The sequence below is a fragment of the Pseudomonas sp. NPDC008258 genome (assembly GCF_042956345.1).
Classification (GTDB): Bacteria; Pseudomonadota; Gammaproteobacteria; order Pseudomonadales; family Pseudomonadaceae; genus Aquipseudomonas.
Genome location: NZ_JBIBGE010000030.1, coordinates 18,266 through 30,602, shown reverse-complemented (window position 1 = coordinate 30,602; position 12,337 = coordinate 18,266). Strand labels below are relative to the sequence as shown.

At 59.4% G+C, this 12,337-nt stretch carries 12 protein-coding genes; 4 read left to right on the top strand and 8 right to left on the bottom strand.

Annotation, left to right across the window (positions count from 1 at the left end; translation table 11 throughout):
* Positions 1–32: 32 nt before the first annotated feature.
* From ACFY9W_RS21990 to ACFY9W_RS21965, 6 genes are all read right to left on the bottom strand, one after another.
* Positions 33–926, bottom strand: coding sequence for a dihydrodipicolinate synthase family protein (locus ACFY9W_RS21990; RefSeq protein ID WP_391134626.1), 894 nt, complete (start codon positions 924–926; stop codon positions 33–35).
* Positions 927–970: 44 nt separating this feature from the next.
* Entirely contained in the window at positions 971–1,753 is a 783-nt protein-coding gene (locus ACFY9W_RS21985; protein ID WP_391134623.1) for an aldolase, read from the bottom strand.
* Between the two features lie 441 nt (positions 1,754–2,194).
* Positions 2,195–2,596 (bottom strand): hypothetical protein, encoded by a 402-nt coding sequence (locus ACFY9W_RS21980; protein WP_391134620.1) that lies wholly within the window; start codon positions 2,594–2,596, stop codon positions 2,195–2,197.
* A 98-nt stretch (positions 2,597–2,694) separates the two neighbouring features.
* Entirely contained in the window at positions 2,695–3,096 is a 402-nt protein-coding gene (locus tag ACFY9W_RS21975; RefSeq protein WP_391134617.1) for a hypothetical protein, read from the bottom strand.
* Between the two features lie 213 nt (positions 3,097–3,309).
* Positions 3,310–3,699 (bottom strand): hypothetical protein, encoded by a 390-nt coding sequence (locus tag ACFY9W_RS21970; protein WP_391134614.1) that lies wholly within the window; start codon positions 3,697–3,699, stop codon positions 3,310–3,312.
* Positions 3,692–5,092, bottom strand: coding sequence for a PAAR domain-containing protein (locus ACFY9W_RS21965; RefSeq protein ID WP_391134611.1), 1,401 nt, complete (start codon positions 5,090–5,092; stop codon positions 3,692–3,694). Before ACFY9W_RS21965 ends, ACFY9W_RS21970 begins: the two co-directional genes overlap by 8 nt.
* 177 nt (positions 5,093–5,269) lie before the next feature.
* Here ACFY9W_RS21965 and ACFY9W_RS21960 point away from each other — a divergent pair, with 177 nt between their 5' ends.
* Entirely contained in the window at positions 5,270–5,710 is a 441-nt protein-coding gene (locus ACFY9W_RS21960; RefSeq protein ID WP_391134608.1) for a GNAT family N-acetyltransferase, read from the top strand.
* A gap of 126 nt (positions 5,711–5,836) precedes the next feature.
* On the opposite strand, the gene mtlD is transcribed toward ACFY9W_RS21960, so the two are convergent.
* The gene (mtlD, locus tag ACFY9W_RS21955) at positions 5,837–8,035 is read right to left on the bottom strand and encodes a bifunctional mannitol-1-phosphate dehydrogenase/phosphatase (protein ID WP_391134605.1); all 2,199 of its coding nucleotides are present in this window, start codon (positions 8,033–8,035) and stop codon (positions 5,837–5,839) included.
* 387 nt (positions 8,036–8,422) lie between these two features.
* Here mtlD and ACFY9W_RS21950 point away from each other — a divergent pair, with 387 nt between their 5' ends.
* Positions 8,423–8,719 (top strand): DUF3144 domain-containing protein, encoded by a 297-nt coding sequence (locus ACFY9W_RS21950; protein ID WP_060498818.1) that lies wholly within the window; start codon positions 8,423–8,425, stop codon positions 8,717–8,719.
* 10 nt (positions 8,720–8,729) lie between these two features.
* Here ACFY9W_RS21950 and ACFY9W_RS21945 read toward each other — a convergent pair whose 3' ends face one another.
* Positions 8,730–9,623, bottom strand: coding sequence for a LysR substrate-binding domain-containing protein (locus tag ACFY9W_RS21945; protein WP_391134601.1), 894 nt, complete (start codon positions 9,621–9,623; stop codon positions 8,730–8,732).
* A 147-nt stretch (positions 9,624–9,770) separates the two neighbouring features.
* Here ACFY9W_RS21945 and ACFY9W_RS21940 point away from each other — a divergent pair, with 147 nt between their 5' ends.
* Both ACFY9W_RS21940 and dctA read left to right on the top strand, forming a co-directional pair.
* Positions 9,771–10,850, top strand: coding sequence for a 4-oxalomesaconate tautomerase (locus tag ACFY9W_RS21940; protein WP_391134598.1), 1,080 nt, complete (start codon positions 9,771–9,773; stop codon positions 10,848–10,850).
* Between the two features lie 59 nt (positions 10,851–10,909).
* Positions 10,910–12,226 (top strand): C4-dicarboxylate transporter DctA, encoded by a 1,317-nt coding sequence (gene dctA, locus ACFY9W_RS21935; RefSeq protein WP_391134595.1) that lies wholly within the window; start codon positions 10,910–10,912, stop codon positions 12,224–12,226.
* Positions 12,227–12,337: the final 111 nt, after the last annotated feature.

Genomic DNA, 12,337 nt, shown 5'->3' with positions numbered 1-12,337 from the left:
AGCGAGGTGCTACCGGGCAAGTGTCGACGTTGTCAGTTGGTCGCGCCTAGTGCCTTCAGCAAGCCTTTAAGGTAGGCGCTGCCTTGCGCATCCAGCGCCTGCAACGGCAGGCGTGGCGCACCGACATCCTGGCCGAGCATTTTCAGGCCGGCCTTGATGGTGGTGGGAAGGCCGCGGCGGGTGATGTATTCCAGCAGTTCGTACTGGCGATAGAACAGCGCGCGGGCTTCGGCCAGGTCGCCCTGCTGCACGGCGTCCCACAACGCCAGGTTGAGTGCCGGGATCAGGTTGGGTGCGGCGGTGCACCAGCCCGTGGCGCCGGCTACCAGGGCTTCCAGGGTCAGCGGGTTGCAACCGTTGTAGAACGCAACCTGGCCATCGGTGGCCTTGAACAGGCGGTGCATGCGCTGAATGTCACCGGTGCTTTCCTTGACCATGGTCACATTGGGGACATCGCCGAGAATGCGCAGGATCAGTTCTACCGACAGGTCGGTGCCGCTGGTGCCCGGGTTGTTGTAGAGCATGATCGGGATATCGATGGCCGCGCCGACGGCTTTGTAGTGGGCGACCACTTCGGCTTCGGTGAGCTTCCAGTAGGACACTGGCAGCACCATCACCGCTGTGGCGCCGCAGGCCTGCGCCAGGCGGGCGCGCTGCACGGTACGCGCAGTGGTCAGGTCGGAAACGCTGACCACGCTTGGCACGCGGCCGGCAATGCGCGCCTGGCTGAAGTGCACGACGGCTTCCCATTCGCTGTCGGACAGGTAGGCCCCTTCGCCGGTGCTGCCCAGTGGCGCGATAGCGTGCACGCCGCTGTCGATCAGGCTGTCGATGGACGTGCCCAGGGCTTCCAGGTCAAGCGTGCCCTCAGCCGTGAAAGGAGTAATGGTGTAGCCGATAACGCCGCGAATTACAGGTGTAGACATGACCAGGCACCTCTGCCGTTATTGAGGAAAGAATACAGCGTCAATCAGCCCAGGCAGTCGCCATGGGCACGCAAGGCACGGCGTGCGTAGTAGCTGAACGCAGCGCCATGACGTTTGGGGGTGGAGATCCAGTCGTGGGCTTCTTTGCCCAGCACATCGGGGATGGGGCGGATGTCACCGGCGCCCATGGCCAGCAGTTGCATCTTGGCTGCGCGCTCAAATAACAGGGCCAGCACGCAGGCTTCTTCGATCGAGCCGCCGGCAATCAGCAGGCCGTGGTGGGAAAGCAGGATGGCGCGCTTGTCGCCGATCGCCTTCGCGATGATTTCGCCTTCTTCATTGCCTACCGGCACGCCTGGCCATTCCTTGAGGAACGCGCAGTCGTCGAACAACGGGCACAGGTCCATGTGCGAGATGGCCAGTGGCACTTCCAGCATCGACAGGGCGGCGCTGTGCAGCGGGTGGGTGTGAATGATGCAGTTGACGTCGGGGCGGGCGCGGTACAGCCAGCTGTGGAAACGGTTGGCCGGGTTGGCCATGCCGCGGCCTTGCAGCACGGTGAGGTCTTCGTCCACCACCAGCAGGTTGGAGGCGGCGATTTCGTCGAAGCCCAGGCCCAGTTGCTGGGTGTAGTAGGTGCCAGGCTCCTGCGCACGCGCGGTGATCTGCCCGGCCAGGCCAGAGTCGTGGCCGCCATCGAACAGGATGCGGCAGGTGAGGGCAAGTTTTTGCCGGGCGCTGTAAGTGTTGTCGGCCAACGCGGTCAGCATCTGCTGCTGGGCGAGTTTCACCAACTGGTCCTTGGGGGTGTGCATGGTGGTCGTCATGGGCGGTACCTGCGTGAGAAAGGGCGGGCACTGGCTGATCGTCGTAGGGGCGCTGCCAGGACACATGGCGATCTTAATGACACTTTGTGTCATGCGCAAGCATTGTGTCATCCACAAAAAAGGGCCGCTTTGCGCCCCATCGCCGGCAAGCCCACAGGCGTGCGCAAAACTTGAGATTGTCGCGTTACCTGTGGGAGCTGGCTTGCCGGCGATGGGGCGCAAAGCGGCCCCGGTGGTGTTGAAGACGGTATGAAGGGGTTAGAAGCTGCCGCGCAGGGTCAGCTGGAGCGGCCTTGTGTGGCCAAGGATGGGCAGAATCAGCAACGTGCTCGTTATGCTGATGATCTTGTAGCCGAAGGAGGGCGACAGGTTTCTAGCATCGACGACAGATCGATGCAAAGAGAGGAAGACCCGCGAGAGCGGGTCTGACCTGAAATGTTTCTATCTCCCTTTCGATAGTTCAAGAAGGGCATAGGCAACAATCATCCAGACACAACCCATTAATGTTAGCCAGGTCGCAAGCGCCAACTTGATTTTTAGCGCCGCAGGAAAGCGCTTCAATTCATCAGCATCTAACTTGCCTCTGCGCAATGCCAAGCCTGGAAATGTGATTAGCCCAGCGATCGTGCACATCAGCATCCATCGCCACTTGAACCTTCGCCCCGCCCACGCTTGCTTGATGGACTCAAGGTAAGGTTTACTCTTAATCGCGGAGCACGCGACATCGTAATCTTTCCTGAGTACGAGAAAGGCTAGAATCGCGGGGCCAGGGAGTCCAGTTACAAATGGCCCTGTTACCAATATTATCTTCGCCAAGACCGGCCAGTCGTTGATGTCAATCACTCGTAATCTCGTACAAAAAGTCACCGCACCGGTCATGGCCACCCATGGGCATCGGAAAATAAGAAGACTCGCAAGTGCGGGTCTAATCACTCACTAAATTAATGACTCACGATCACATAGGCGACCGCTAGCCACGCTGAGCCTATTAATATGAGCCAACTAGAAACAACCAATTTACGCCTCAGCCTTGAAGGAAAATCCTTTAATTCATCAGCATCGACAACGCCTATTCTTGAATGAAAATGAGGAAAGGTCAGTAGGCCGCAAACCGCACAGACCACCATCCACCGTGCACGGTAGCTAGTGGTCCCCCAAAAGCGCTTTGTCTGCTCTAGATAGGCATTGCTTCGTATAGCCCTATTGATAACCTCAAACTCGCTAGACCATGCAGCATAACCGGTAACTGCCAGGCCGATAGCATTCAAAGAAAATGGCGCAGCTAGAAACAATAGCTGGATTGTCAGTGGCCAGCTATTGATATCAATCAGCGATGGACTCATAGATCTTATCTCCCAGCATCTCCCCAGCCGCCGCGCCAGCCAAGCCGCCAGCGATGGAGCCTGCTCCGACAACAGCAATACTCCATATTTCAGTCGTAATGCCTGCGGCTTCAATAGAAGGCGGTAATAGAAAATGGCTAACCGCAAAAAAGTTTCAAGTGGAAAACGTATGGCTGAAAACCGAAAATCCGTACTTTCGGGTCTGCGCCATTCTCATTTTATAATAAAAAAGTAACCAATCAGGGTCCAAAGCAGCGCAATCGAAATCAGCCAGAGCGCAATGACCATTTTTCGCCTCAAGCATGATGGAAAACTTTTAATTTCTTTTTCATCAAGCCAGCCCATATGTAGATAAAATCGAGGAAACGTGACTACGGCGCTCACCGCGCTCATCAGCAGGCAGCGAGACCGCAGGCTCCCGCCTCCCCAGACGGACTTCATCTGCTCCAGATAGGGGTTGCTTGTGATGGCTGACAAGGCAACTTCAAAATCGCGGGACATTGCGATTTTAAAATTAATAGCCAGACCCGTGAAGCCAGTGACAAACGGGACAATCAGGAATGCTAGCTTAAGAAGAGGCGACCAACTCTCGAAGTCAATCATCTGTCACCTCATACAGCAACTCCCCAGCTTTCTCTCCGAAAGCGCCAACGCCAATAGAACCAGCCGCAGAGCCAGCGCCAACCATCACAATCCCACATGCCGGAAGACCAATCCCAGCCGTACCGAGCGAGAAAACACCGCACAGCGCGGTTGCACCAGCACCTCCTGCCCAGGCCCCAAGCATGCCTCCCCCCAGTCCACCTGCGAAGCTACCCGTTTCAGTGAAACGAACCTTCTTACAATCACCTGTTTCATCAGCCCGACAAACTTCCTGAACTTTTAGATATGAGGAGGTCCCACTCAATCCTATTGCAGCGTACCCTCCATACTCAAGGTACTTGCTGAGCCGCGCTACCTTATCCAGATGCGTCGCATACCCCGGAATCTGCCCCGGCCCGCCCGCTTTTGACCAATGATGCACCAGGCTTTTGGTCGAGATGTTCAAGCTCTTCCTCAAGCGCTCATAGTTTCCAAGGTTCAACTGTTTATTCAACAGTGCTGTTTTCAGCTGCCCATCCAGCTGCTGCAGAAGCCGCCGCCGTTCGGCAAAGAAGCCCGGGCTATTCAAGTGGCCATGACGCATGAACTCCCGCTGATGCAGTTGTTCGATACTGGTCAACGTATGACTGACCTGCTTCAGACCTTGATCCAGCATGTCCTTGCCCACACCCATGGAAAGGCTGGCGTCGCTGAGCAAGCCGGCGATTTCGGCCTGGTGCTCCATCATGAAATCCGCTTCGGCGAAATCGAGCGCTTCCAGCGCGCGGCGTGCTTGCTGCGCCGCGGCCATCAACTGGCCTTCCTCGCGGGTGCAGGCATCACCGTTGTCAGGGTCACCGATAACGAAGATTTCCCCTGCTTTGAAGCCCTGTTCAAACGTAGGGTTGAGCCGCTGCAAACGGGAGATTGGCAGCGTGGCGTCGTGCTCGGCCAGTTGCAGCAGCACCTGAGGGAACGACATGCGTCGAGGCACCACGTAAAAGCCGGGTTCCATTGTGCCGGGCAATCCGCCAATTACAGGCTGGGAGAAGCGTGCGGGGTTGACGGTGGTTGCCGGCTCGGCAAAGTGGGTATGGGCATGCCCTGCAACGGCATACAGGGGCGGCGGTGCTTGATACAACGGCGCGACCACCCGGTTGCTGCCCGGCGAACAGCCACAGATAACCAGCGCACCGTCCATGGCCACCCGCTGGCCATCGGAAATGAAGTGGTCTACGCCTTCGGCGACAGTGCCCACCTGCCCACAAAGGGGACATGCCGTGGTGTGGTCGCCTTCACGAAGCACCATTCGCCCTTCATCCAGATACCCGTGCCCCGTTGCAATACAGACAGCACCCGTCGTGGTGACATCGCCATCTACTGCCTGGCCTTTTCCCTCTAGGCTGACGCGCATATACAAATTCCCTGTGCATGGTTGAGGTTAAAAACCTAACATCTGCCAAGGGGCCTTAAATGCTGTCTGAAGAAATCCAGATGATTCCTACAAGTTGTTTGAACTTTACGTTGTGCCTGCGGTTGATCGCGACACGGGTGATAGGATGGTGCGCTGATTTATTGATACGGTGACGCAATGGCGCTTGGACCACACATGCGGCTCGCAAGGCAAGCCGACCTTGCTGCGCTCTTTGATCTTGATGCAATCACGCAGTGCCAAGACAGCCGACGGGAGTTCATTACCCGCGCGGTAGCTTGCGGCCAGTGCTGGGTGGCAACGGACGCTGAAAATGCTGCGTTGCTGCTGGGCTATGGCGTGTTGGATAACTCATTTTTCGGGCAGGATTTCATCCCGCTCGTGGTGGTGCGGGATTCGGCGCGTCGCCGCGGTGTGGGCGTAGCCATTCTTCGTGGATTTGAATCCCGGGCCCTGGGTGCCAAGCTGTTTACCTCGACCAACGCGTCGAACCTGCCGATGCAGGCGCTGCTTGAGAAGTGTGGTTTTATCGGCAGTGGTCAGGTTGAAAACCTGGATGAAGGCGACCCAGAGCTGGTTTTTGTGAAGATCAGAGCCTGATGCCTGCACCGGCAATGCCGGTGGCACATACCGTGATGGGTTCTTCGCGGGCACGCCCGCTCCCACAGGTACAGCGCAGGCTTCAGGCTATGCAGCACCTGTGGGAACAGCCGGGTTGCTCAAGAACTAAAAGCTGACGCGATCCCTGTGAGAGCGGGCTTGCCCGCGAACACCGGCAACGCCGGTGCCATTGCAAAGCTCGTCCAACCTGGCTGTCGCATGCCCTTGTGGATACTGCCGGAACGCTCGAGAAATGGTGCTGATCAGTTGTGCATCCCTGACCGGGTCCAACCCTGGAAAACGCTTGCCATCACGGTCAACGTCACAGGTCAGCACGGCCTCGACACTACCGTCGTTGTCTTGATACACCTGCCTGATCGCCCGGGCTTCCAGCGCCTTGTCGTCTTTGCAGCGCAGGGCATGGTGAATGGCCAGAGCCGCTCCAAATTCCAGCGTCGGGGTTTCGATACCATGCTTGCGTGCAAGGTCGATGCTGCTGAAGATGCGTTCTTTGCGCTGAAGCTTGCGCAACGGGTCGCGCCCCACTCGGGCACAAGGGTCTTTGAACGAGGTTTTGCAGCGTTCCAGGAAGGTCTCGGCAAAACGGCTAACCACCTCCGCCATCTGTGGGTACTCCGCCACCAGTGCGGGGCCGACTTCCTGGCGAATCAGGCGTTCGGCCAGTTCGCTCACACGTGCATCGCCCATCCCCTGGCCTACCGAGTCATGGCCCAGCAGGCTGGCGTACCAGGCAACGATGGCATGCGGGCCGTTCCACAGGCGGTTCTTGATCACCTGGATCTGGGTGATGTCAGGCACCGTCTTCACCTGGCGCAGGCGTTCGAGCAGCTCGCTGCCGTGCTCTACGTACAGCGGCATGTCGGGCTCGCTGTTGAACAGGATCAGGTGCAACTGGCTCATCGCGCTGCTGGGTTGGGCAAAGGGCCTGAAGCGCCCGATCAGTCGTTCGTATTCAGGCATTGGCGTCGATGCCGTTTTGGCGATTGCCGGCTCATCTTCCAGGCTGTTCTGGAACATCCGTGACTTGATGCGCAGTTGTCGCACCAGTGCGTCGTTGCCGAGCTTGGAGACAATGCGGCTGACCACGGTTTCGGCGAAGTGGGTCTTTTCCAGCACTTGCTGGCCGATGGCTGGCGAGCACAGCAATGCCAGCTCCGCCTGCACATGGCGGCGCACGAATGCGGCGCCGCCTACCTTGTTCAGCACGATCAGCAACGTGAGCTCGCGGCCACGTCGTTCGAAGCGTTGCAGTAGCCCCTTGGCAATCACCTTCGCCTGGTTGCGGATGGCCTGTTCCGGGAGGCTCAGGCCGATGATTTCGGCCGCGGTGTACATACCGATGACTGCGTCGTCATCGTCCAGGTCGATCATGCGCACGTTGTCGATGGTCTGGTCGAACGATGTAGCACCGTAGCGCACGCTGTAACGGCCGAAGGCATTGACGCTTTCGCGAAGCATGCGTGAGCGTGTGGCGGCGATGATTTCACATGGCCGCGTGTAGCCATCCCAGTGGGAAAAGACCTGCGTCAGGTAGCCACCCCCGATGGCGCCGAAACCATGAATGCCCACGCGGAACTGGTTCATGGAGGCCGGGAAGCTTTCGTTCAGTTCGGGCATGCCCAGGTCGGGCACGCACTCGCTCAAATCAGCCAGGAATTCGGTCATGCTGCGGTAGGCCTTGAGCGCGCCTGCCTTGATCTCGGCGGCAGGTGGCTTGATGTCTTCGATCAGGATCGCCTGGCCTTCGGCACGCATGGCCGACAGCATGCCGTTCTCCGAATCCTCGACCATGAAGCATTGGCCGGGCTCGCAATTGAGTGCGCGGGCGGCTTTCAGGAAAATCTCGGGGTGGGGTTTGCCCTGGCTGACTTCATCGCCGCAGACGGTGATGTCGAAGTACTTCAGCACGTTGGCGTTGATCAGGTATTCCTCGGCAATGGCACGGCGACTGGACGTGGCCACCGCCATGGTCAAGCCTGACTTGCGCAAGCGCTCCAGCACTTCCAGCAGGCCGGCCTTGATCGGTACGCCGTGATTGCGCACATACTCCAGCTCAAGTTCATCCGCACGTTTGCGGATCTCGGCGTATGGGAAGTCTTCACCGTTATGCGCCTTGGCCAAGGCTTCTGCCTTTGTCGCGCTCAGGCCCAGCGAGCCGATCAATGTGTGCTCGCTCAGCGCTTTGCCGAAGATTTCCAGCGAAGCTTGTTTCAGCGTCTTGAAGCGCAAGCGCTCGGTGTCGAAAAGGGTGCCATCCATATCGAAGATGGCGCTGAGAATCTGTTTACCTTGAAAGAAAAGCATTGCGTGTTGCCCTTGTGGGTGCGTCAGACATCTCGCCTGTAGCAAGCGAGCACGGCGTGTGAACTGCAGCGTCGGCAGTCAGGTCGGGGGCACGCGTTTGGCAGGTGCACGCTCAGGCGTGACACAGAGGTAGGGCGGGGCAGAGCGGGGGGTGCAGAGGAGGTTTGCAACCTTTGAGGCAAGGCGGGCGGCTCGTTTGGCCTTGAGGTCACGCCCACTGGCTGCAGTCGGTTTTGCAGGCAGTGGGCGCAAGTAGCGATGGATACGTGTGATTCCAAGCATAAGGTGCTTTGCTTCCTGTCTGGTTGTGTCGTTGATCCTTTTTCAGCCTTGCACGTATGCGCGCCGCCATGCAAGGCTTGGGCTTCCGTTACCAGGTGAACCGCAATGACCCAAGCTACCGATCAGGCCTTTTACGACCGCGCCGATGCGCACATCGACCTGGCCAACCAGCAGATCGAAAAATTCGAAGACCTGGGCAAGGTCAGTGCCTCGCTCACCTTCGGTGCCACACGCTTCAGCGCCTGGATGAGTGCCCGTAGCTTCAAGAGCGGCGCGGAGCTGGCGGCAGCCCGGGAGGAGATCCTGAAGTACTTCTGCGAGCAGTACCGGATGATGCTCGAAGACAACCTGGATGAGCACATCGAGCACTTTGACCGCTTTGTGCTGGGCAAAGCCGACTGAGCTTCGGCCCTCAACGGTTGGGCCACTGCTCCAGCAGAATTGACACGAACTTTTCCGCGGCGGGCGACAACGATGCCCCGCGGCGGTAGACCAACCCCAGTGTGCGCGTGACCTGCGGCTCGATCAGCGGCACGCTGACCAAGGTGGGGTGGTCGGCGCTGGGCATTGCCAGGCTGGGCATGGCAGACACGCCCAGGCCGGCCTCCACCATGCCCAGCGACGTGGACAGGTGCTGCACCTCGTAGAACCACTTGGGCCGCAGGTTGAGCCCTGACAGCGCGTGGTCCAGCAGCATGCGGTTGCCGCTCAGGCGACCCACGCCGATCAGGCGGTGCTCGGCGAGTTCGGTCCAGGTCACGGCCTTGCGGTTTGCCAGGGCATGGTCCCGTCGGCAGGCCAGTACGAAGTGCTCCTGCACCAATGAAACGAACTCGATGTCCGGGTGTTGGCCACTCATCATGTTGATGCCGAAGTCGGCTTCGCCACGCAGCACGGCTTCCAGCCCGTCGTTGGCGCTGAGGTCCAGCAAGCGGATGCGGATTTTCGGGTAGCGCTCGTTGTAGTCGCGGATCACCGACGGCAGGAAGTAGAAGGCGGCGGTGGGGATGCAGGCAAGGGTGACCTGGCCGGTCTGCCGCTCGGCCAGTTCGCGGATGCTGAGGATCGAGTCTTCAAAATCATCCAGAAGACGCCGGGCCTTGGGCAGGAAGTCGCGGCCCACGCTTGTCAGGCCGACCCGGCGTGTGGTGCGTTCGAGCAAGGAGGTGCCCAGCCCTTCCTCCAGCTTCTTGATCCGCCGACTCAGGGCCGGCTGAGACAGGTGAAGAGCTTCGGCGGCCTCGTGGAAGCTGCCAAGTTCGGCGATTTTCACGAAAGATCGGATGTCTTGCAGCTCATATTCCATAAGATAACCCGCCACTGTCGCCGTGCTTGATTGATGTCTGGATCGCAATAATGGCTACGATATTTGCATTGGATTGATTTATCCATCCCTGCCACTCTTTTGCTCACAGCATCAATGATGTCCATTGATCGACAAGAGTGCAAAATCATGCAGCGAATTCCTTGCGTACTCATGCGCGGTGGCACCTCGAAAGGGCCGTTCTTCCACGCCTGGGACCTGCCTGCCAATGTGGTCGAGCGCGACGAGCTGCTGATCAACCTGATGGGCTCCGGCCATGAGCTGGAAATCGACGGCATCGGTGGCGGCAGCCCGCAAACCAGCAAGGTGGCGATCGTCAGCCCGTCGCTGCATGCCGATGCCGATGTCGACTACCTGTTCGTGCAGGTGATGGTTGCCCAGCGCCGCGTCGACACCGCGCCCAATTGCGGCAACATGCTGTGCGCCGTCGGCCCGTTTGCCATCGAGCAGGGCCTGGTGAAAGGCCAGGATGGCAAGACCTTGGTCCGCATCCGCAACCTGAACACCGGTACCTTGGTGAATTCGTTGGTGGAAACCCCCGGCGGCATCGTGCGCTACGAAGGCCGCACGGCAATCGACGGCGTACCGGGTACTGCCGCCCCGGTGCAGCTGACTTTCCTCGATGCTGTTGGTAGCAAGACCGGCAAGCTGTTCCCCACCGGCGCGGCCACGGATGTGATCGATGGCGTACCGGTAACCTGCATCGACATGGCCATGCCCATGATGGTCGTGCAGGCCAGTCAACTGGGGGTGAGCGGATCGGAAACCCCTGCAGAACTCGATGGCAACGCCAAACTGCTCAAGCGCCTGGAAGCGTTGCGCCTGAAAGCCGGCAAGGCCATGGGCCTTGGCGACGTCAGTGGCATGGTCATCCCCAAGCCGGTGCTGGTGTCGGCGCCACGGTACGATGGCACGTTGCAGGTGCGTTACTTCATGCCGCATAACTGCCACCGTGCCTTGGCCATCACGGGCGCAGTCGGGCTGGCAACGGCCTGTATCAGCCCTGGTACGGTCATCGGCGATCTGCTGGGCGAGAGTGCCGAACCCTTGACCGAGGTGCGCCTGGAGCATCCGAGCGGTGGCATCGATGTGGCGCTGTCGCGCAGTGGTGCCGACGGCAAGACCACCCAGGTTTCGGTGGTACGCACCGCCCGGCGGCTGTTCTCAGGCTTTGTCTATGCCCCTACCTTGCGCAGGCTGGCAGGGTAGCCACACGCTCGTACATTCACCCAAGCGCATCCGCACAATTTCAACAACGGTGATGCCTCATGAAACTCGCCAAATCGCTGTACTTCCAGATCCTTTGCGCCGTGCTGCTGGGTGTATTGGTCGGCCACTTCTGGGCGCAACAGGCCGTTGCACTCAAGCCGATGGGCGATGCCTTCATCAAGCTGATCAAGATGATGATCGCCCCGGTGGTGTTCTGCACGATCGTCACCGGCATCGCCGGGATGACCGACAAGCGCTCGCTGGGGCGCCTGATGAGCAAGACGCTGCTGCTGTTCCTGGGCCTGACGGTGGTCAGCCTGGTGATAGGGCTGGCGGCGGTGTACCTGTTCAAGCCAGGTGCAGGCATGAATATCGACCCTGCCACCCTCAGTACCGAAGGCCTCAGCCAGTACACGGCCTCGGCTGCCAAGCTGGGCGTGGTGGACTTCTTCATGCACATCATTCCCGACACCTTCATCGGCGCCTTCAACAAAGGTGAAGTGCTGCCGGTGCTGTTCATTGCCGTGCTCAGCGGTTTTGCCCTGTCGTCCATGGGTGACAAGGGCAAGCCCGTGCTGGAGGTGCTGGAGTCGGCCTCGACCATGGTATTCCGCATTTTCGGCTACCTGATGCGCTTTGCACCGGTGGGCGCCTTCGGTGCGCTGGCCTTTACCGTGGGGCAATACGGCATCACCTCGCTGGGAGCCCTGGCCAAGCTGGTAGGTACGCTGTACATCGCCTGCGCATTCTTCGTACTGGTCGTACTGGGGGGCATCTGCCGTGCCCACGGCTTCAGCCTGTGGAAACTGCTGCGCTATTTCCGCGAAGAATTCCTGGTGGTGCTGGGTACTTCGTCCACCGAGCCAGTGCTGCCACGCATGCTGGAAAAGCTCGAAAAGCTGGGCTGCAAGAAGGGTGTGGTCGGCCTGGTGTTGCCAACCGGTTACTCGTTCAACCTCGACGGCACGGCCATCTACCTGTCGCTGGCTGCCATCTTCATTGCCCAGGCTTGCAATATCGATATCACCCTTGGGCAGACACTGACCATGCTGGCGATCATGTTGCTGTCGTCCAAAGGCGCCGCCGGGGTGACAGGCAGCGGGTTTGTCGCCCTGGCCTCGACCCTGACCGTGATCCACGATATTCCGCTGGCTGGCCTGGCCCTGTTGATTGGCATCGATCGCTTCATGTCCGAGGCCCGGGCCCTTACCAGCCTTGCCAGCAATGCGGTGGCCACCGTGGTGATCTCGCTTTCCGAGAATGCCTGTGATCGGGCTACCCTGCTGCACACCCTCGATGGCGGGCAACCAGCGCAGCCGGCTTCACCCGCACCTGCTCAGGTCGACTGGCCCGCAGAGCCACACCGCCACGTCTGATTGGCCGCCGCTACACCCACGCCTGACTTAAAATTCCACTCGACATCACCGCGATGCCGAGTGGGGTAGGGGGCTGCCTGCCCGCGGGCGGCCACGCACAATAAAAACAAG

Bases quoted from the DNA above. Each gene is read 5' to 3' on its own strand.
- ACFY9W_RS21950 (WP_060498818.1), top strand. From the start codon at position 8,423: ATGACCCAAGCTACCGATCAGGCCTTTTACGACCGCGCCGATGCGCAC.
- ACFY9W_RS21985 (WP_391134623.1), bottom strand. From the start codon at position 1,753: ATGACGACCACCATGCACACCCCCAAGGACCAGTTGGTGAAACTCGCC.
- ACFY9W_RS21940 (WP_391134598.1), top strand. From the start codon at position 9,771: ATGCAGCGAATTCCTTGCGTACTCATGCGCGGTGGCACCTCGAAAGGG.
- ACFY9W_RS21990 (WP_391134626.1), bottom strand. From the start codon at position 926: ATGTCTACACCTGTAATTCGCGGCGTTATCGGCTACACCATTACTCCT.
- ACFY9W_RS21965 (WP_391134611.1), bottom strand. From the start codon at position 5,092: ATGCGCGTCAGCCTAGAGGGAAAAGGCCAGGCAGTAGATGGCGATGTC.
- ACFY9W_RS21945 (WP_391134601.1), bottom strand. From the start codon at position 9,623: ATGGAATATGAGCTGCAAGACATCCGATCTTTCGTGAAAATCGCCGAA.
- ACFY9W_RS21975 (WP_391134617.1), bottom strand. From the start codon at position 3,096: ATGAGTCCATCGCTGATTGATATCAATAGCTGGCCACTGACAATCCAG.
- mtlD (WP_391134605.1), bottom strand. From the start codon at position 8,035: ATGCTTTTCTTTCAAGGTAAACAGATTCTCAGCGCCATCTTCGATATG.
- ACFY9W_RS21970 (WP_391134614.1), bottom strand. From the start codon at position 3,699: ATGATTGACTTCGAGAGTTGGTCGCCTCTTCTTAAGCTAGCATTCCTG.
- ACFY9W_RS21960 (WP_391134608.1), top strand. From the start codon at position 5,270: ATGGCGCTTGGACCACACATGCGGCTCGCAAGGCAAGCCGACCTTGCT.
- dctA (WP_391134595.1), top strand. From the start codon at position 10,910: ATGAAACTCGCCAAATCGCTGTACTTCCAGATCCTTTGCGCCGTGCTG.